The 18,638-nt window shown below is 49.5% G+C and carries 17 protein-coding genes and 1 riboswitch; of the genes, 3 read left to right on the plus strand and 14 right to left on the minus strand.

Translation table 11 applies throughout. The features are described from left to right. Positions 1–106 precede the first annotated feature (106 nt). Positions 107–1,504, minus strand: coding sequence for an L-cystine transporter (locus CS562_RS09530; RefSeq protein WP_099855238.1), 1,398 nt, complete (start codon positions 1,502–1,504; stop codon positions 107–109). Positions 1,505–1,838: 334 nt separating this feature from the next. On the opposite strand from CS562_RS09530, the gene CS562_RS09535 reads away from it, so the two are divergent. Beyond that, on the plus strand, positions 1,839–3,539 hold the full coding sequence (locus CS562_RS09535) for a methyl-accepting chemotaxis protein (RefSeq protein WP_076291756.1): 1,701 nt from the start codon (positions 1,839–1,841) through the stop codon (positions 3,537–3,539). A gap of 221 nt (positions 3,540–3,760) precedes the next feature. Here the strand turns inward: CS562_RS09535 and CS562_RS09540 are convergent, their stop codons facing one another. From CS562_RS09540 to cobD, 11 genes are all read right to left on the minus strand, one after another. Continuing rightward, entirely contained in the window at positions 3,761–5,302 is a 1,542-nt protein-coding gene (locus CS562_RS09540; RefSeq protein ID WP_076291815.1) for a cobyric acid synthase, read from the minus strand. Between the two features lie 72 nt (positions 5,303–5,374). Beyond that, positions 5,375–6,265, minus strand: a complete 891-nt coding sequence (gene cobS / locus CS562_RS09545; protein ID WP_099855240.1) for an adenosylcobinamide-GDP ribazoletransferase — start codon at positions 6,263–6,265, stop codon at positions 5,375–5,377. Next, positions 6,262–6,822: a bifunctional adenosylcobinamide kinase/adenosylcobinamide-phosphate guanylyltransferase gene (gene cobU / locus CS562_RS09550; protein ID WP_076291754.1), complete on the minus strand. Its 561-nt coding sequence runs from the start codon at positions 6,820–6,822 to the stop codon at positions 6,262–6,264. Before cobU ends, cobS begins: the two co-directional genes overlap by 4 nt. Beyond that, the gene (gene cobT, locus CS562_RS09555) at positions 6,819–7,949 is read right to left on the minus strand and encodes a nicotinate-nucleotide--dimethylbenzimidazole phosphoribosyltransferase (protein WP_099855346.1); all 1,131 of its coding nucleotides are present in this window, start codon (positions 7,947–7,949) and stop codon (positions 6,819–6,821) included. The genes cobU and cobT overlap by 4 nt, the downstream gene beginning before the upstream one ends. A 47-nt stretch (positions 7,950–7,996) precedes the next feature. Next, positions 7,997–8,818, minus strand: a complete 822-nt coding sequence (locus tag CS562_RS09560) for an ABC transporter ATP-binding protein (RefSeq protein ID WP_373561704.1) — start codon at positions 8,816–8,818, stop codon at positions 7,997–7,999. Next, entirely contained in the window at positions 8,815–9,861 is a 1,047-nt protein-coding gene (locus tag CS562_RS09565; protein ID WP_064639927.1) for a FecCD family ABC transporter permease, read from the minus strand. The genes CS562_RS09560 and CS562_RS09565 overlap by 4 nt, the downstream gene beginning before the upstream one ends. After that, positions 9,858–10,862 carry an ABC transporter substrate-binding protein gene (locus CS562_RS09570; RefSeq protein WP_076291751.1) on the minus strand — a complete coding sequence of 335 codons (1,005 nt, stop codon included), beginning with the start codon at positions 10,860–10,862 and terminating at the stop codon, positions 9,858–9,860. Before CS562_RS09570 ends, CS562_RS09565 begins: the two co-directional genes overlap by 4 nt. Before the next feature lie 200 nt (positions 10,863–11,062). Further along, positions 11,063–11,210: riboswitch (cobalamin riboswitch) on the minus strand. 154 nt (positions 11,211–11,364) lie between these two features. Next, positions 11,365–12,012, minus strand: a complete 648-nt coding sequence (locus tag CS562_RS09575; protein ID WP_257219437.1) for a histidine phosphatase family protein — start codon at positions 12,010–12,012, stop codon at positions 11,365–11,367. Then, positions 12,003–12,983, minus strand: coding sequence for an adenosylcobinamide-phosphate synthase CbiB (cbiB, locus tag CS562_RS09580; protein ID WP_099855352.1), 981 nt, complete (start codon positions 12,981–12,983; stop codon positions 12,003–12,005). Before cbiB ends, CS562_RS09575 begins: the two co-directional genes overlap by 10 nt. Before the next feature lie 44 nt (positions 12,984–13,027). Next, the gene (locus tag CS562_RS09585) at positions 13,028–13,846 is read right to left on the minus strand and encodes an adenosylcobinamide amidohydrolase (RefSeq protein ID WP_099855243.1); all 819 of its coding nucleotides are present in this window, start codon (positions 13,844–13,846) and stop codon (positions 13,028–13,030) included. Then, positions 13,827–14,975, minus strand: coding sequence for a threonine-phosphate decarboxylase CobD (cobD, locus tag CS562_RS09590; protein ID WP_257219438.1), 1,149 nt, complete (start codon positions 14,973–14,975; stop codon positions 13,827–13,829). Before cobD ends, CS562_RS09585 begins: the two co-directional genes overlap by 20 nt. 211 nt (positions 14,976–15,186) lie before the next feature. Between cobD and lplA the strand changes: the two genes are divergently transcribed. Continuing rightward, on the plus strand, positions 15,187–16,188 hold the full coding sequence (lplA, locus tag CS562_RS09595) for a lipoate--protein ligase (RefSeq protein ID WP_063564381.1): 1,002 nt from the start codon (positions 15,187–15,189) through the stop codon (positions 16,186–16,188). 233 nt (positions 16,189–16,421) lie between these two features. Next, a complete protein-coding gene (locus CS562_RS09600; RefSeq protein WP_076291747.1) occupies positions 16,422–17,225 on the plus strand; it encodes a Cof-type HAD-IIB family hydrolase in 804 nt (267 codons plus the stop codon). 108 nt (positions 17,226–17,333) lie between these two features. Here CS562_RS09600 and CS562_RS09605 read toward each other — a convergent pair whose 3' ends face one another. Continuing rightward, positions 17,334–17,642 carry a hypothetical protein gene (locus tag CS562_RS09605; RefSeq protein WP_099855246.1) on the minus strand — a complete coding sequence of 103 codons (309 nt, stop codon included), beginning with the start codon at positions 17,640–17,642 and terminating at the stop codon, positions 17,334–17,336. A gap of 40 nt (positions 17,643–17,682) precedes the next feature. Next, positions 17,683–18,621 carry a DMT family transporter gene (locus CS562_RS09610; RefSeq protein ID WP_099855248.1) on the minus strand — a complete coding sequence of 313 codons (939 nt, stop codon included), beginning with the start codon at positions 18,619–18,621 and terminating at the stop codon, positions 17,683–17,685. Between the last annotated feature and the right edge of the window lie 17 nt (positions 18,622–18,638).

Raw genomic sequence — 18,638 nt, forward strand, 5'->3', positions numbered from 1 at the left:
CCAACAGATGCTAAAAACAAAAAGCCGCCCTCCGGATTAACCCGAAGAACGACTGCTCTTGCATGACTTGTGGCAGTAACTGCCATAAGCCTATTATGAATCTGAATTACACCTGAACGGCGGAATCCAGATCACGACTTTGATCATTGAATGTATCCTGATCGTTTTCTTTCAAAATTTTACTGGATACGAGACCTGCGGTCATCGAATCGTTCACGTTCAGCGCCGTACGGCCCATGTCGATGAGCGGTTCAACCGAGATCAGCAATCCTGCCAAAGCTACCGGCAGGTTCATCGTGGACAACACGATCAGGGAAGCGAAGGTTGCCCCGCCGCCTACACCGGCTACGCCGAATGAACTGATCACGACTACCAGGATCAGAGTAATGATGAAGTCCCAGCTCATCGGGTCGATCCCGACCGTAGGAGCAATCATCACCGCCAGCATGGCCGGATAGATCCCGGCGCAGCCGTTTTGACCAATCGTAGCCCCGAAGCTTGCCGACAGGTTCGCAATCCCGTCCGAAACACCCAATCTCTTCGTTTGTGTCTCCACGTTAAGCGGAATCGCTGCCGCACTTGAACGGGATGTGAAAGCAAAGATCAGTGTTGGCAGAACCTTTTTCACATACGTAATTGGATTGAATCCAAACAGTGAAATGATAATCAGGTGGATGATGAACATTACGATCAACGCCACGTAGGAAGCAATGACGAATTTGATCAGCTTCAGAATCTCATCCGGGTTCGTTGTGGCGGTTACTTTCGTAATCAGCGCCAAAATCCCGTAAGGAGTCAGCCTGAGTACCAGCGTTACAATCCGCATAACCACCGCATATACCGCATTAACCATGCCCCGGAACGTTTCCGCCTGCTGTGGTTTTTTGCGATCCAATCCCAGTACTGCCACACCGATAAAGGCCGAGAAAATAACAACAGCCAGTGTGGATGTACGACGCTCTCCGGTCATGTCCGCGAATGGATTCGACGGAATGAATTCCAGCACTTGCTGTGGAATCGTCTGATCCTTCACGTCAACGAGACGTTCCTCCATCTTCTGCCCCTGTGCGAGCTCTCGGTCTCCACCTTCGATCTCAATGGAAGTCAGGTTGAAGCTCAAGCTAGTCACAATACTTACACTTGCGGCAATCGCTGTCGTGATGAGCAGGATTGCAATAATCGAAAGGCTCATTTTACCGAGATTTTGCTTGCCTTTCAGATTCATGATGGCCGAAATGATGGAAACCATGATCAATGGAATCACGACCATTTGTAACAAACGAACATATCCTGAACCGGCCAGATTAAACCAATCGACCGACTTGGTAATGATGTCAGAATCAGATGTGTAGATCAGTTGCAGAATGACGCCATATACAACCCCAATGCCCAAACCCGCAAATACACGCTTGGTAAACGAAATATGTTTCTTCTGCATCCAGAACAGGACACCCAGAAGAGCGAGCATAACCACGACGTTCAAAATGATTAAAAAGGTATTCATCTGTATAAATCCTCCTCAGTGTGAGTAACCGGATATTCCGGTTTTCTACTCGCTCAAAAGCGATATTCAACAATATATCACATAACAAACTATTCTGGTAGGTATTAATTGATATTATGTAATATGCGTGTAACAAATTCATCTATTTCTGAAAAAAATACACTGAATCGTGAAAATTATTGTATTCAACCTCCGGTTAATTTTGTAATATAGGTATATCCGCTTATTCCCAAGTTTTCTCAACGTGAAAATTAGGCCTTTCTTCGTTGGTATTTAGTCTTACGATAACGGAAAAGCGATAATGTTAATGAACATGACGTGAAAGGATGATCCTATGTTTCGAAACCGCACCGTTGCCGGTAAAATTAGAGGCACTTTGTTCCTCGTACTGCTGGTTGCTTCCCTGTTGTTTAGTATCAGTTTCTATGCTGTCTCCATGAATATTATGCAGAGCTACGTGCTTCCACAGTTCGACAAGGTCCTGAGCACGTCCATTCAGGATATATACAAGAACACATCCGCTTCTAAAATTTTGCAAGTACAGAGTGGTGGAGCCGGATCTGAGGGTGCTGCACTGACCGTAGAATCCTATTTGGCTGGCAAAGCCAAAGAGCATAATCTGGACGGAGCATACGTGGTGTCCATTCAGGATGGTAAAGCTACCGTGGTCATCGCAAATACCTCCTCGGGTATGAAAGCCGGAGATGAGATTAAAGTAGAAGCAGCAATGAATGAGGCCATTGAGAAAAAGGAAATGGAAATCAGCCAGGTTTATGCCGATTCCTTCGGAGTACATAAAGCAGCCTTTATACCGATTGCAGGAAGTAACATGATCATGGCTGTCAGCATGGATGCCCAATTCATTCAGGACAAGATTGCACAGATCTTCTGGTTGTGCCTCGGTATCACAGCATTGGTCTTTGTGCTCGGATGGCTCATCTCGACAAGCATGATCAAACGTGTAACCAAACCGATTATCAAGCTCGTTCAACATAGCAAACAGATATCACAAGGAGATCTGACTGCTGAACTTCAGATTAAAGGTAAGGACGAAATTGCACAGCTCGCTGCTAGCTTCCAGACGATGACTCATAATCTGAAAGAAATGATTAGCCGCGCCCTCTCCACATCCAATGAAGTTGTCGAAGGCTCCAATGATTTGCTCAAACGGGTAGAATCCATGTCCGGTATGGTGAAAAACTCCAGTCGTTCTGCAGAAAGTGCCGAGAAAGGCAGCGTAAGCATCGCTTCCAGCGCGGCCGAAAATGCCAGAGCCATGGAAGAAATTACGCAAGGCATTATGCATATTGCTTCCTCTTCTGCCGAAGTATCCGAGCAGATCGGAGATGCTGCGAACGAAGCTGTTAACGGTAACCGTCTGGCACAGGATGCCATTCAGCAAATGGAACGTGTCGGCCAGACCGCGAGCGAGTCTCTGCGTTATGTTGAAACGATGAACGAGCGTTCGATCGCGATAGGGACCATCGTACAATCCATTTTTGAAATTACGAAACAGATTAACATGCTGTCCCTCAACGCTTCCATTGAAGCAGCACGTGCGGGAGAGCATGGACGCGGGTTCGCCGTTGTTGCCGGAGAAGTACGCAAATTGGCGGAGCAATCCAAGACAGCTACAGAGGAAATCTCCGATTACCTAGGTACTATCCGTGAAGATGCTGAACGTTCCGTTGATGCTATGAACCGGGTAACCCAAGAGATTGGATCAGGTACTCACGTGGTTCAACAGGCAGGCTCTGCGTTCCAGCAGCTTAACGAGTTGATTCAGAACGTCAATCTGACCATTCAGACGGTATCGGCCTCTACACAGCAAGTATCAGCTGGAGCTGAACAAGTCAGTGCTTCCGTGGAAGAAACAGCTCAAATCACTTCCAAGTCCCGTCAAAGCATGCAAGAGATTGCTTCTACAGCGGATCTCCAACTGAATGAGATGGACTCCCATTCCAGTACCGTACGGCATCTGCATGAACAAGCGGTAGAACTGCAATCCGCCATGAAGAACTTCAAAATAAACTAATCGGAATACCTTTAACCCATTGTTTCCATTTTCGAATCAAACTTAACATTAGATACTCAAATACCCCCATGCTCAGCATCGTTCCAGATTTTCAGGGAACGTTGCCACGCATGGGGGTATTCTTTTGGACTGCATATTATATAAATTGAATTCATGAATATTTACACGCTTCACGCCGATGACAGAACAACCTTCCTATCGTTGTTACCCCAAGCTTCCTTTTATTCAGGTGGCTGAACGCCCATAATCTCATATACACGCTGCATATCCAAAGAAGAACGTAATGATTCAGCTACACGGTCAAACTCTATTTCCTTACGTTCACGTGCGCTGTACGTCTCCCGTAGCGGAGCAAGTCCTTTTCCTTCACGTAGACCATTGAGCCATGAACGTCGGAACTGATCACTTTCAAACAAACCATGCAGGTACGTTCCCCACACTTTGCCGTCAGTCGTTCCCCACCCTTCATTAAAGGATTGCCCTCCCGGATGGGCGATCTCGAACAAGGCCGTTACACGTCCAGGCTCAAGACACTCGGTAACACCCATATGAATCTCGTATCCATTAATCTTCAACGAGTTTGCTGCATCACTTTCCTTGGGCAAACGAATTGGATGATGACTGTGAACATGCCCGGAGGCTCTTACCGTTTGTTTGTTCTGCAGAAATGTTGTCGATAAGGGCAGCCATCCCAACCCATGGGCTTCCTGAATCTGATTCGCTTCTACCGCAAATGGATCTTTGAGATGCTGACCGAGCATCTGATATCCACCACATATCCCAACAAGCTGAACATGTTCACGCTCCGTCTGGCTGGCAATCGCTTGCTCCAGTCCCGACGCACGCAGAAATGCCAGATCACCGATCGTATCCTTCGTACCTGGAAGCAGAATGGCGTCGGGATGCCCCAATTCATCGGGAGAAGTCACGTACCGCACATTCACATCCGGCTCCCTAGAAAGGGCATCAAAGTCTGTAAAGTTTGAAATACGCGGATAACGAATTACTGCCAGGTCCAGCTCCTGCTGACCGGATTTGCCGTGTCGCATCGAGTCCAGCACCACGGAGTCTTCCGCTTCAATCTGAATATCACTTATGTAAGGCAATACGCCCAATACAGGAATGCCTGTCCGTTCTTCAAGCCAGTCCAACCCAGGCTGCAGCAAGGACAGATCTCCACGAAACTTGTTGATGATGAATCCTTTTACACGCTGAACCTCATGCGGCTCAAGCAGCTCCAGAGTACCTACAATGGAGGCAAAGACACCGCCACGATCAATATCCGATATCAGAATAACCGGAGCATCCGCCCAGCCCGCCAGATTCATATTAACGATATCCCGATCCTTCAGATTGATCTCCGCAGGACTGCCTGCACCTTCCATCAGCACAATATCATATGTCGCGCGCAACCGATTCAGTGCATCCATGACCGTTTGTTTGGCTTCGGGTAGAAAATGCTGCCTGTAATCCCACGCACTCATCTGTGTAAGAGGCACACCGTGCACGACAATCTGAGAATGCATATCCCGAACCGGCTTGATCAGGATTGGATTCATATCCGTTGTCGCTTCAATGCCGCATGCCTCGGCTTGTGCTCCCTGGGCTCTTCCGATTTCCTTGCCGTCTTCCGTGACGTAAGAATTCAGTGCCATGTTCTGTGATTTGAACGGAGCCGGCCTGAAGCCATCCTGCTTGAATATTCGGCATAAGGCCGTCGTAATTACACTTTTCCCCACATCCGATGCCGTCCCTTGCAGCATTAATACTGCTGCCTTTTGTTCGGACGTTTGTGCAGAAGTATCTTCCACGTTCCCTCACCACCACTCTCAGCGTTATATCAAAAAGAATCCCTGTAACAGACTAAGTACCGTTAGCAGTGCGGCCTCAAGCAGCTCATTCATGGCTCCATATGTGTCCCCTGTAAGTCCACCCAGCCTTTCGCTGATACGCCCGGCAACGAATTTGCCAATCACATAACCAGCCAGTGGCACCACAATGATGGCTGCAACGGGATATAGCCACCATGGTAACGTCACCAATCCATTCTCCGTCGCCAGCACCTGGAACATGGCTGTATCCGGCTGGAAGATCCATACCGCAGCCCATGTGATCACACCTGCCAGAATGGTTAGCCCAACCGCGGAGCTGCGTGCACGCTGGACTTCCCTCCGTTCCCCCAATCCCTTGAACAGGACAGCGAGTCCATCGTCCTTGCGGGCATTCGGCCAGGCCGCCATGGCATATACCATGAACCAACGGCTCCAGATCATCGGCAGGATAAGCAAAGCTCCATAAGCCCAGTTGCCACGTGCGATAAAGTCAGCAATCAATGACGCTTTCATCATCAACAGTAGGACACAAGCGATTACACCCATGGCCCCGACGCGGCTGTCTTTCATAATCTCCAGCATTCGCTCACGGGTTCGATAACTAAGCAGCCCATCTGCCGTATCCATCCAACCATCCAGATGAAGGCCTCCGGTTAGCCATACCCATAACGTCAAGGTTAACACCGCTGCCGGAAACGATGGAAGCAGTGCACCCATCAGGGCTCCGCCCAGCCAGACGCATAATCCGATGATCGCACCAACCAGCGGGTAATATACTACACTCTCCCGCAATAATGGCGGGGCGAAATCAAGCTGCATTTTTACCGGGAAACGGGACAGAAATTGAAAAGCGGCCGCAGCCGCATGTTTTTGTTCAAGATTGCCTTTACTCATAAACGATACTCCCTGCTTTTCAGCTCAATCGCAATGCCCACTGTCACCAGAAACACTTCGCGGCAAATCGCTGCAATCCGCTGATTGAGAATGCCCGCCAGATCCCGATATCTTCTGCCCAGCGCATACTCCGGCACAATACCGTCCCCTACTTCATTGGTGACAAGCACGAGCAGACCCGGGTACGACTGGATGGCCGCGACCAGCGCGTCCATATGATCGTACAGCACCTGCACCGGTTCATGTTCATGCGCTAACAGCACATTGCTGAGCCACAGTGTGAGACAATCTACCAGAACGGTCGGTGCAGACGTACCTGTATGGGACTCTCCCATGCGTGTAATTAACTCAGGCAATGCCAGCGGTTCCTCCACCGTATGCCATAGATATCCTGCTTCATCCCGCTGGCTCTGATGCAGGCGTATACGCTCGCGCATCTCGTCATCATAAGCTTGAGCCGTAGCGACATACCAAGCCTCAGAGGATCGCTGCATACAGAGACGCTCGGCAAACGAACTTTTGCCACTTCGCGCCCCGCCTGTCACGAGTACACTCATGAGGATACCTCTCCTTGTACAGATGAATCAGCAGAAGCTGATGAAGACTCCGTAGGTTGAGTCTCGTTCGTGCCACCAGATACACCCGCACTTGCAAATGTCGCCATCTCGTTCAAAATGCGGCATGACGCATCAATCAGATGAAGACTAAGCACGCCTCCGGTACCTTCACCCAGTCGCATGTCCAGATCCAGCATGGGCTTCAGGCCCAGTTCACGCAGCAACGCTGCATGTCCACTTTCATGCGATGTGTGGGAAGCAATCATGTATTCTGCGCTGAGCTGAGCAAGATGACTCGCAATCAACGCGGCAGCGGTGGAGATAAATCCATCCACGACAACCGGGCATCCGTTTGCAGCAGCAGCGAGAATCACGCCTGTCAGTCCGGCAATCTCCAGTCCGCCCACTTTGCACAGTACATCGAGTGCATCGTCTGCATTCGGAGCATTCACGCTGAGGGCCTGGCTGACTACTGCGGCTTTGCGCTGCAAACCGACATCATCTACGCCTGTTCCCCGGCCAACCGCTGAAGCAGGTGCTGTTCCGGTTAATGCACACATCACCGCAGCGCTAGCAGTTGTATTCCCGATCCCCATCTCTCCGGTCACAAACAACTGCGTTCCCTTCGCAACCTCGGTGGAGACCACTTCAGCTCCTGCAAGAATGGCCTCAATCGCTTCGCCCCGGGTCATTGCAGCACCCTTCGCCATGTTGGCTGTTCCTTTGCGGACTTTGCGGGAGACCAGTTCTGGATGATCCAGATCCGCATTCACGCCGATATCCACACAGATCACATGAGCTCCAGCGTGGCGCGCAAGCACATTGACAGCCGCTCCCCCTGCTAGGAAATTCAGGACCATCTGCGGCGTTACCTCAGCAGGAAAAGCGCTAATCCCTTCTTCAACCACCCCATGATCCGCAGCCATAACGATGACAGCTCTTCGATCAAAGCAAGGCCGAGCCTCACCGGTGATTCCCGCCAGACGAATAACTAGCTGTTCAAGCTTGCCCAGACTGCCGGGAGGCTTCGTCAATGCATCCACATGCGCGGAAGCTTCAGCCGCAACTGCCTCATGTGGACCCACGATCCGACCCATTAACTGTTCCAACACCTGTTCATTATTCATACAGCCAGCACTTCCTTTATCAAAATATGGGGTCTCCCCCGCCTCATTCATTTCTTCTCTCGTCTTAGCAAAAGCTGTGGCAATCCATTGTCGGGATGATTCACCATGGCCGGGCTCACCCGGAAGATCTCCCGAATGTTCTCTTCCGTCATCAACGAATGGGGTGTGCCACTGCCTACACAAGTCCCGTCACGCAGCGCCAGAATATGATCGCAAAATTGCGCGGCCAGATTCAGATCATGCAGCACCGCCACAATCGTAATATGATTTTTTTGACGCCACGCTGATAACAACTCCATGAATTGCAATTGATATTTGATATCGAGAAAGGTGGTTGGCTCGTCCAGCAATAATAGCCTGGGTTCCTGAGCCATGACTTTGGCAAGCGCAACCCGCTGCCGTTGTCCGCCACTCAGTGCATCCAAAGGTCGTTCGGCCATGTCACTCAGACCCAACTCCTCTAACACCTTATCAACTACTGCTGCTCCATCCGACGTTTCTTTGCCAAGCCAGTTCTGATAAGGGTAACGTCCCATCTCGACAACATCTCTTACAGGATAAGAGATGGCCGGCAGACCATCCTGCTGCAAGACCGCAATCATACGTGACAAATCTTTACGGGTGTATGAGGAAATGTCGCGTCCATCAATCTGTATGCTGCCTACGTTCGGCAGTTCGGTTCCGGCAAGTAGCTGAAGTAGGGTCGATTTTCCACTGCCGTTTGGACCAACAACGCCCCACCATTCACCCTCTGTGACTTGCCAGTCCACCGCATGCAGAGCCCGATGGTTACCATACATTTTACCAGCTTCTTTGATTTCTATCATCGGCCGGCTCTCGGTAAGGTCTGTTTTCATGAATGTGCTCATGGCATCATCCCCTTCCGCAGCTTTTTGTTCCGGTGTAGCAGATACGCGAAGAATGGCGCTCCAACGAAAGCCGTAACCACACCCAGCGGAATTTCGGTTGGAGCCAGCAATGAGCGTGCAATCGTATCTGCCCAGACCATGAAGATGGCTCCCCCAATCGCTGACAAAGGCACCAGCAAGCGATAATCAGGTCCGACGATGAGCCGAAGAATATGCGGAATGACCAAGCCGACGAAGCCAATCACGCCGGATACGGAGACAGCGCCTGCGGTAAGCAGCGTACCCACAGCTAACACCGACAGTTTCAATCCATCCACCTTAACCCCGATATGAGCAGCCTGTCGTTCCCCCAAGGCAAGCACATTCAACGAACGTGCACGGCTCCAGAGGAAAATTAGCCCCAGTACAAAATACGGGAAAAGGATGGCCGTATACGACCACCCACGCAGTGCCAGACTTCCCATCGTCCAGTATATAATTTCATTAATTGTCTGCTTCGACATGGTCGACAGGAAGGAGACTACGGCTCCCAGGAAACTTTGCATGACCACGCCAGCCAGAATCAGGCTGTGTGTCGGTATTTTGCGTCCCTCACGAGCGAGGGCCAGTACAAACCACAATGTGATTACTCCCGTCAGAAACGCGACCAGTGGCAGAGTCCAGATCCCAATCAGTGCATACTGCAATCCGAAAAAAATCAGAAAAGCCGCACCTACCGATGCACCGGACGATACGCCCAGGGTAAACGGATCAGCCAGAGGGTTACGAAGAACCCCCTGGAATCCAGTTCCGGCAATCGCCAGCGATGCACCTACAAGCACGGCAAGCAGTACACGTGGGAATCTGACCTTCCATATAATCTGTTCTGCTGCTGTATTCCAGTCAGGAACAATCCAGTCGCCCAGCCAGGGAATGCGATGAAGCAAGATACCCGCAATGTCCCGGACAGGCAGGGCAACCGAACCGATGCCCGTGCAGATGAGCACGGTTAACACAAGCAGCACAATTCCGGCCGTTCCGTACACTGCCAGCTTTTTACTCATTTGAACAGATCAGGGTAGATCGCTTTGGCTACTTCTTTCAGACCTTGGGTTACCCGTGGTCCCGGACGGCTCAACAGGTTGGCATCCAGACCGATGACTGCATCGTTCTTCACAGCCGTGATTTGATCCCATCCGCTGCGTGCTTTGATGATTTGATCCAATGTTTTGGAATTTTCATCAATAACATCGTTCGCATACAGAATGACGTCCGGATTGGAAGCAATAATGTTCTCTTCATTAATCTGGTTCCAGCCAGTCAAGTCGGAAGCTACGTTGTTTCCTCCGGCCAGTGTGATCAATTCATCCATGAATTCGCCTTTACCCACAGTCCAGCCTGGGGAGAACTCAACATATACTTTTTTCTTTTCTTCTGGTTTAACTGCCTTCACAGCTTCAGTTACATCAGCCACATCTTGTTTCATCTGAGTGGTGATCTCCTGTGCTTTTTCCTGATGATCCGTGATTTTACCAAATGTTTCAATGTTATTCATCACATCATCCACTGATTTAGGATCTGTTTTGAAAATGGTAATGCCCAGATCGCGCAGTTTCTTAACAGACTCTTCGCTCATCGAGATACCTGTAAATACGATATCTGCTTCAGCCGCAATGATAGACTCTTCATTAGGCTTTGTTATGCCGCCCATTTTTGGTTTCTTCGTTGCTGCTTCCGGATAATCGTCATAGTCGGATACCCCTACGATCTGCTCGTCCAATCCGAGTGCGAACAGGGATTCCGTTTCAGCTGGAGATACAGATACGATTTTGGCTGGTGCTTTGTCAAAGGTAAATGATTCACCCGTAGCATCTGTAACCGTGAGTGGATATTGTGTTTTGAGATCTGTCTGCGCCTGTTCCTGGGATTGCTCCTGTGCAGGTTGCGAGGTTCCTGTGCCCTCGTTCGTTGTTGTTGTACCACATCCGGCCAACGTCAGTGCCAGCATCGCTGCGCTCAGCAGTGACGCTACGCCTTTCCATGTCTTGAAATTCATTGTGTTCATTCTCCCCTTCTCTATCCATTCTAGTGAGTAGTGCTCCTGTCCCAATTCCGCTTGAATTTGTGTTCCGAAAAAATAAAATCCCCAATCCTTGGGTCAGGATCAGGGATGACGTCTCGCATGTGGCGATCTATGCATGGTCAGCTTGGCGCTGTATATGCACAGAGAACTGCCCGAAACGCTGTCCTTTCCTCGAAGGAACACCGGTTTGTACGTCCAGGGCAGGTAACCTGACTTACAGGAATTCATCCTGATTTACAGTGGCGGGACCGTGCCGGATTTACACCGGCTTCCCTATTTCACCCGTTTGCCGTTCATGGCCTCATATGAACCCATGAAACATTGCTGCATGCACGCGGGACCCTTGGTCGCTAATATTGTTCAACCATTCAAGTGAGCATCTTGCATCCTTGCTAGAGCTTGTTGAGCTTCCATCAATGACGCACTTGCTAAGTCACACTTCTGTTGTGATTATAGGTTATATTGTACATCCTTACAACCCGATTTACGGAAAAGTCAATCTGGTTCCAACCCAGTTGCCCCCATCACCATCCAGCCGGATCTTGATCGCTTGTCCTGGTATCACCTGCGTATCCCAAAATCCTTGATCTGGAATGAGACGTGATACCATATAACGAATAACACCGCCATGTGTAATTACGGCTATCTTTGGCACGTTTAAGCTGCGAGAGTGCAGTATTGGTGAAAAGGACATCAGACTCTCTTTCAGAAATGAATCAATTCGCGCAGTAAATGCTGTCCAAGGCTCGCCACTCGGTGGCGTTACCTCCTGGGGCGCATCGATCCAGTCTCGGTACTGCGGATTGTCCTTGAGCTGATCGTAGGTCAACCCCTCCCACTGACCAAAGTCAATCTCCCTTAGTCGGGGATCAAGCTTGGCCTGTCCCGCTTGGGACGGCGCAATGTGTGTAAGTGTCTGCTGACAACGCAGCAGATCACTGCAATACAGGGCTTCGCATGTGATATTGCTGAATTGCTCACGCAGCGAAGATAGCTCCTGCTCTGCTCCGGGCAACAGTCCGATGTCGGAATGCCCTAGATATCTTTTTTCCAAATTCCACGCCGTTGTCCCGTGACGTATCAAAATAAGCTCACGACTTTGCATGCCACTAGGTCCAGCTTCTATCTCCATAACAGTGCACCTCCAGCAGACCATATCCCTAAGGTGACCAACCAACATACTAAAACAAAAGAACCTGCCGACCAGAACATAAGCCGTGTTGTTCGTACAATATCTTCTGCTTCCATCCGCCTTGTAGGCTCGCCCATATATGCGCGAAATGAAGCCTCGCCGTGATATACGTTATGCCCGCCAAGTCTTATGCCCAGCGCTCCAGCCACCGCCGACTCGGGGAAACCGCTATTTGGGCTTGGGTGCAGTCGTGCATCCCGGGACACCATACGTGCAGCCCCTCTGGCATCCATCTTCATGAACCAGGCTCCTATAATCAACAGCAAGGCGGTAAGCCGCGCGGGAATCCAATTGGCCCAATCATCCAGACGGGCAGACGCCCAGCCGAGATGCAGATATTTTTTATTTTTATAACCTACCATGGAATCCAGTGTATTCACCGCCCGATAGGCCATGGCAAGGGGTGCACCACCAATCAGGGCATAGAACAGTGGAGAGACGATAGCATCCACGATATTCTCCGCCACAGTCTCCACCGTTCCCCGTACAATCTCCGGTTCATCCAGATGAGCCGTATCACGTCCTACAATCATACCCAGTGAACGTCTCGCCGCAGGCCAGTCCTGTTGACTCAGATGGCGGTAAACTTCCATGCCTGCATCCTTCAAACCTTTCGAGGCAATGGTGGTTGCTATTAGCGCCACTTCTGCCACAACCGAAACAGCGGGATGAATAAGACCCAGCACATAGATTAATCCCCAAGTCAGTGCAAAAGAACCGCCCGCAATCAAAAGGGGAAATAAAACGCCAGCTCTTTTGAGAGCCTGGTTCGAATCCACCCGCGACCTTATCGCCCGCTCCAGTGCAGAGATGGCCTTTCCCATTCCAATCACCGGGTGGGGAATCCAGCGTGGATCACCGATGCAGCGATCCAATATGTATGCTCCTATAATAATCCAGGCTCCAGCCATTCCCGTCCAGATCGGCCAGGAAGCCCATTGATGCAGCAGAGATGTCATTGCTTGTTATTCCTCTCTTTCCACTCCTGCGCGGCTTGCAGGCTTTCCGTTATTGTGTCATACACCAGCCTGCCAATCGCTGCACCCATGACTGTAGCCGTCCCGGCGTAACTGATGAGCGGTTTATTTACATCAGCCTGACTTACCGCGAGTACGATGGCATCCGTTGTTGTTCCGGTTGCAGTCAGACCATTCTCTGAATCCGCCACACCGAAATCAGCTAACGCAGCGACCTTCGCCTCCACCGCAGTCTGAATGGCATTCACCATCGCTCCAGCAGTCATACGCCCATTCATCCACAACATGATATTGATCGTACCGGGAGTATAGGTTGAAGCCGAAACCTTCCCAATTTTCTGGGACACCGTCCCATTGCTCATCTTATTCCCCGCAGCATCAAATACGGTTCTTGCAGAACCTGCCCGTGCAGCATTGGATACCCCTGCTGTAGTGCAGCAAAGTAATCCGAACTCATCACTTGCGTATTCCTGGATCGCTGTGTGCTCCAATCGAACCGCAGTCAGAAGACCGGCACATTGATCCTGCTGCTCCTGCCATTCACTCAACAGATCAGCAATATCACGAGGTGGATCATCACAGCGATAATGTCTGTCGACATAGATGTTGAATATACGATTCAGTTCAATCATGCCGCCTCCATACACAGCACTGGAAAGGGCTGTTACAGCAGAAGGACTGGACGCTTTAATATGCCGCTCATGTGCGGAGACGTGTAATCCAGGCCACACAGAAGATCTGTATTCGTTCTGGTCCTTTATTACATGGGAGTAATAATTATAGAATGGCAGTGCCATCGCTTTGTCCCCCTGCCTCTAACCCGGTTGTCGGATTAGGCGTAATTACGCTTCCCATGGTTTCCAGCATACGTCCGTTAGCCTCCGCGTCCTTGACCGCAAAACGTACATGTCGTTCCCCAAGTCCGGGATACATCGCGCAGCTTCGGATCAGTATTCCCCGTTCACCGAGAGCAGCCTGCATGGATGTCGCTGTCCATGGTTCTGGAAGAGCTGCCAATATAAAGTTCGCTTCCCCTCGCGTTACCTTACATCCCAAAGCTTCCAGACCTTCCGTTAATCTCTTTCGCTCGTGTGACACCAGTGCCAATGTCTCCTGTTCAAAATTTTCCCCACTGCGCAGACAGGCTTCTCCTGCGATCAGTGCAAGCCCATTCACACTCCAGGTGACCTGTTTCTCTGTCATGGCACGAATCAGTTCGGGACGCCCCATCGCATAACCCAGACGCAGGCCTGGAATCGCATAAAACTTGGTCATGGAACGAATGATGATCACTTGCGGATACTCTTTCAAGCTGGATGCAAGCGATTGCCGTTGTGATCCAGGAATAAAGTCGATAAATGCCTCATCTACAACCAATATCGTGCCTGTTGTCTCTGCATTACGAGCAAGCCGTTGTAGAACGTCCACCGGATACTGAACCCCATTGGGGTTGTTGGGCTGTCCAAGGAAAAGCAGGTCCACCCGCTCCATCAGCTTCTCAATATCTTCCGGTTCTGCTCGCCAGTCCAGCTCTTCCCGTCCTTGAACACGGTGGACTTCTGCTCTAAATTGTCTGGATAATGTGCTGTACTCCGAAAAACCGGGCTCTACCGTACCTACTCTACGCGGCGCGAGTCCCAGTAAGATTAGAGCCATGCTTTCCGCCGCCCCGTTACCCACAGATATGTGATCCGGGGTTAAACCCAGTCGGTCACTAAGCAACATTTTGAACGCCCGATGACCCGGATCGGGGTAACGAAGTACCGTATGCATTCCTTGCTCCAGAGCCTTTAGCACTTCCCGTGGTGGACCCAGAGGATTAATGTTTGCGCTAAAATCGAGGAAATCCACAGGATTCCCTCCAAAACGTGCCGCGGCCGTCTCCACATCACCGCCATGTCCGAAAACTTCAATTAAACCGGTCATCCTGTCCGTCATCCTTTCTGCATGTCCTTTTTATTATGGATGTCGTGGCAGCCAGGGGTCAATCCTGATTTGACTATTCAAGCCCTTTGCGGCTTCAATTTCTTTGTGTCCTTTCGACAATTCGTTTACAATAGAGAAGGAATTTCGATTCCGTAAAGCATCACTACATAAGGGATATACATCCCTCACATACATTAATGGAGGAATGACCATGCTGTTTGTTGATAACCAGGGCATTACAGATCCTTCTGTAAACCTCGCCATCGAGGAATACATTCTGAAGCATCTGCCGATGGATGACAGTTATTTGCTGTTTTACATCAACCGCCCGTCCATTATTATCGGAAAACACCAGAATACCATTGAAGAGATCAACATTGAGTATGTTCAGGATAACGGTGTTCAAGTCGTACGTCGTCTTTCGGGAGGCGGAGCCGTTTATCACGATCTGGGCAACCTCAATTTCAGCTTTATTACCAAAGATGACGGACAATCCTTCCATAACTTCCGCAAATTCACGCAGCCTGTGGTGGAAGCCCTGCAAGAGCTCGGAGTTAATGCCGAACTGACGGGACGTAACGATCTGCAAGTCGGAGAGAAGAAAATTTCGGGCAACGCCCAATTCTCTACGCGTGGCCGTATGTTCAGTCACGGCACATTGATGTTCAACCTGAACCTCGACCACGTACAGGCTTCACTCAACGTTAATCCGGAGAAGTTCAAGTCCAAGAGCACCAAATCCGTACGCAGTCGTGTTGCGAATATTCGTGATCTTATCGACAGCAATCTGACCATAGAACAATTCCGGGACGAGCTGTTGCGCCACATTTTCCGTATGGAGCCACAAGATGTTCCTCAATATGAACTCACAGAGAAAGACTGGGACAAGATCAACGAAATCTCTGCTGAGCGTTATAACAATTGGGACTGGAACTACGGGCTTTCTCCAGAAAGCAATGTGAAGCATACCCGTAAATTCCCTGTCGGCATCATCGATTTGCGCATGAATATCAAAGATGGACGGATTGAAGATATCAAAATCTTTGGTGATTTCTTCGGCGTAGGCGATGTAGCAGATATCGAAGATATGCTGCGTGGCAAGCGTTACGAGGAATCTGAGGTGCGTACTGCACTTGAGGGTCTGGATGTAAAACATTACTTCGGTAACCTGGAGCTTGAGGACTTTATTGGCCTCATTTTCCTTGAGGAGTAAGTAATTTAGATGTATATAGATGTTTTGAACTAACTATGATCACTGAAACGGAGAGGACAGAAAAAACCTGTAAAAGCGAAGCGTTCACCTTTATCACCGGATTTCCCCCTTATAAGAGGGATCAAAAAATCTGGGGATAACAGTGATTGGAAGGTTATTCTGTCATCGTAGTGCTTGTGTGAGTTTATTTAGTTCAATTAAATAGATACAGATAAAAAAGGAGAGAAACACAGATGACCTACAAATTAATCGCAATTGACATTGATGATACCCTGATCAACGATAACAAGGAAGTAACGCCTGCAACACAGACTGCCCTGGAACAAGCGGTAGCTCATGGTGTCGTTGTAACACTGGCAACTGGACGTGCTTATGCTTCTGCCCAAGCACTCGCTCGTCAAACGAAGCTGAACGTGCCAATCATTACGTATCAAGGCGCTTTGGTGAAAAACTTGCTGGACGAAAAAGTACTCTACGAGCGCTACGTTCCACAGGACGCTTCCCGCAAATTATACGACTACTGCCTGGAGCATAATCTGCACCTGCAAACGTACATTGACGACAAGCTGTATGCCCGTGAAGAAAACGACAAGCTGCGTGACTACGCCAAACTGAATGGTACTCAGTACCACATTGAACCAGATTTCATCAAAGTGATCGAGCAAAAAACACCGAAACTGCTCATCATCGATGAGCCGGATTACCTCGATGAGGTTGCGGTTGCCCTGCGCGAACTGCTCGGATCAGAAGTACACATCACCAAGTCCAAGCCATACTTCCTTGAAATCATGCACCGCGAAGGAACGAAAGGCCATGCACTCACCTTCCTGGCAGATCACTTCGGTCACCAATTGAGCGAGTGCATTGCCATCGGGGATTCCTGGAATGACCATGAGATGCTGGAAGTTGCTGGTCTTGGAGTAGCGATGGGGAATGCCATCCCTGCTCTGAAAGAGCTGGCAGATTACATTACCGCGAGCAATAACGAAGACGGCGTGAAGCAAGTGATTGAGAAGTTTGTGCTGAACGCAGAGTAAGCTTTTTAAGAAGTCAAATCTATATAAAACATGTTATTTCAAGATACAATGAAACAGCCCTGCACGGTGATGAATCGCTTGTGCAGGGCTGTTTCTGTGATAAAACTGTTAATTATTCTGATTACCATACTTCTCGTCAAATTCACGATTCCGCTCACTGATCTCCTTCATTAATCTCCCTTGGGATAAATCGGCTAATGGCCAAGGGAGCAGGAGCGTAACTCCTATAATGAATAAAAGAATGGCCAAAATAAGTCCAATGATGCCACCCGTTTCAAAAGCAGATTGCAAATAACGCCCCCACTGATTGGACCAGATCGTTACGTCAGGTAAATGCATTATGGTCCCAATATGAATCATGCCATAGAGCACGATTCCCGCAAACAATAAAACAGCACCGATCCCCTGTCTATTCAAATGGATGACTCGCCTCATTCCTGCGTAAAATATATTTTCCCTATTTTACCATGGATTTGGAAGTCTGACCCAATGACGTTGTACGTTTTCCCTTTTTAAGCCACCCCATCACTTTCTCATTCATCGCCAGCAAACCTGAAACGATCAGCGCAACGCCTAACCATGTAATCCAGCTTACATGTTCATTGTAGAGAACCGCCCCAAGCCCGACCGCAATCGGAGGAGAAATGTATAACCAGGTCGCTGGGAATAACGGGTTGGTACGAGACATGATCCAGTAGAACAAGCTGTGCCCGACCATCGAACCGATTACCGTCAGATAGATCAGAGATGATACCGCTGGCATCCAATCCAGTCCAGTTGTGTTCCACGATTCGGTCACCGCCGAAAGCGCAGATAACAGCAAACCTCCGTACATCATTTGAACCGCATTGATTGCTACAGGACTAGCCTCCTTAAACTGGTTAATGACCTTTTTGGAGTACAACGCACCTGCCGAATAACAGACTTCACCCACCAATACGGCAATACAGCCCCATAACCACAGGGAATTACCACCAATGGATACACCAGGAAATACAACGAGGATAACTCCGGCAAAACCAATCAGGCAGCCCGCAATCATGCGTGCAGACGTTTTTTGACGCAACAGCGCTGTCTGCATCACCATAATCATCAGTGGACCTGTTGCTGACAGAATCGCACCAACACCGGAGCTCACATATTGTTCAGCCCAATACAAGGTCGCAAACGTACCAAATGTCAGTCCCGCACCCGTCAAGAGCATCTCTTTCCGCCATAATAAAGACAGGTTCACTTTCCCTTTCATCCACATCCATGCAAACATTAGAGCACCTGCAATGATAAAGCGTAGTCCGGCCGACAGAAAAGGCGGCATGCCTGCCTCCACGCCAATTTTAATCGCTAGAAACGTTGTTCCAAAAATAAGACACATTACGGTAAATGCTACTGCAACCATGCTAGCCCCTCCTTCAT

Origin of the sequence: Paenibacillus sp. LK1 (genome assembly GCF_002750415.1) — a bacterium.
Lineage (GTDB): Bacteria > Bacillota > Bacilli > Paenibacillales > Paenibacillaceae > Paenibacillus > Paenibacillus taichungensis.

Coding starts and splice junctions, on each gene's coding strand:
- CS562_RS09610 (WP_099855248.1), bottom strand. CDS start 18,621: ATGGTTGCAGTAGCATTTACCGTAATGTGTCTTATTTTTGGAACAACG.
- CS562_RS09570 (WP_076291751.1), bottom strand. CDS start 10,862: ATGAACACAATGAATTTCAAGACATGGAAAGGCGTAGCGTCACTGCTG.
- cobD (WP_257219438.1), bottom strand. CDS start 14,975: ATGACCGGTTTAATTGAAGTTTTCGGACATGGCGGTGATGTGGAGACG.
- CS562_RS09535 (WP_076291756.1), top strand. CDS start 1,839: ATGTTTCGAAACCGCACCGTTGCCGGTAAAATTAGAGGCACTTTGTTC.
- CS562_RS09530 (WP_099855238.1), bottom strand. CDS start 1,504: ATGAATACCTTTTTAATCATTTTGAACGTCGTGGTTATGCTCGCTCTT.
- lplA (WP_063564381.1), top strand. CDS start 15,187: ATGCTGTTTGTTGATAACCAGGGCATTACAGATCCTTCTGTAAACCTC.
- CS562_RS09575 (WP_257219437.1), bottom strand. CDS start 12,012: ATGGAGATAGAAGCTGGACCTAGTGGCATGCAAAGTCGTGAGCTTATT.
- CS562_RS09600 (WP_076291747.1), top strand. CDS start 16,422: ATGACCTACAAATTAATCGCAATTGACATTGATGATACCCTGATCAAC.
- CS562_RS09560 (WP_373561704.1), bottom strand. CDS start 8,818: ATGAGCACATTCATGAAAACAGACCTTACCGAGAGCCGGCCGATGATA.
- CS562_RS09585 (WP_099855243.1), bottom strand. CDS start 13,846: ATGGCACTGCCATTCTATAATTATTACTCCCATGTAATAAAGGACCAG.
- CS562_RS09540 (WP_076291815.1), bottom strand. CDS start 5,302: ATGCTGCAAGGGACGGCATCGGATGTGGGGAAAAGTGTAATTACGACG.
- cobT (WP_099855346.1), bottom strand. CDS start 7,949: ATGAATAATGAACAGGTGTTGGAACAGTTAATGGGTCGGATCGTGGGT.
- cbiB (WP_099855352.1), bottom strand. CDS start 12,983: ATGGCTGGAGCCTGGATTATTATAGGAGCATACATATTGGATCGCTGC.
- cobU (WP_076291754.1), bottom strand. CDS start 6,822: ATGAGTGTACTCGTGACAGGCGGGGCGCGAAGTGGCAAAAGTTCGTTT.
- CS562_RS09565 (WP_064639927.1), bottom strand. CDS start 9,861: ATGAGTAAAAAGCTGGCAGTGTACGGAACGGCCGGAATTGTGCTGCTT.
- cobS (WP_099855240.1), bottom strand. CDS start 6,265: ATGAGTAAAGGCAATCTTGAACAAAAACATGCGGCTGCGGCCGCTTTT.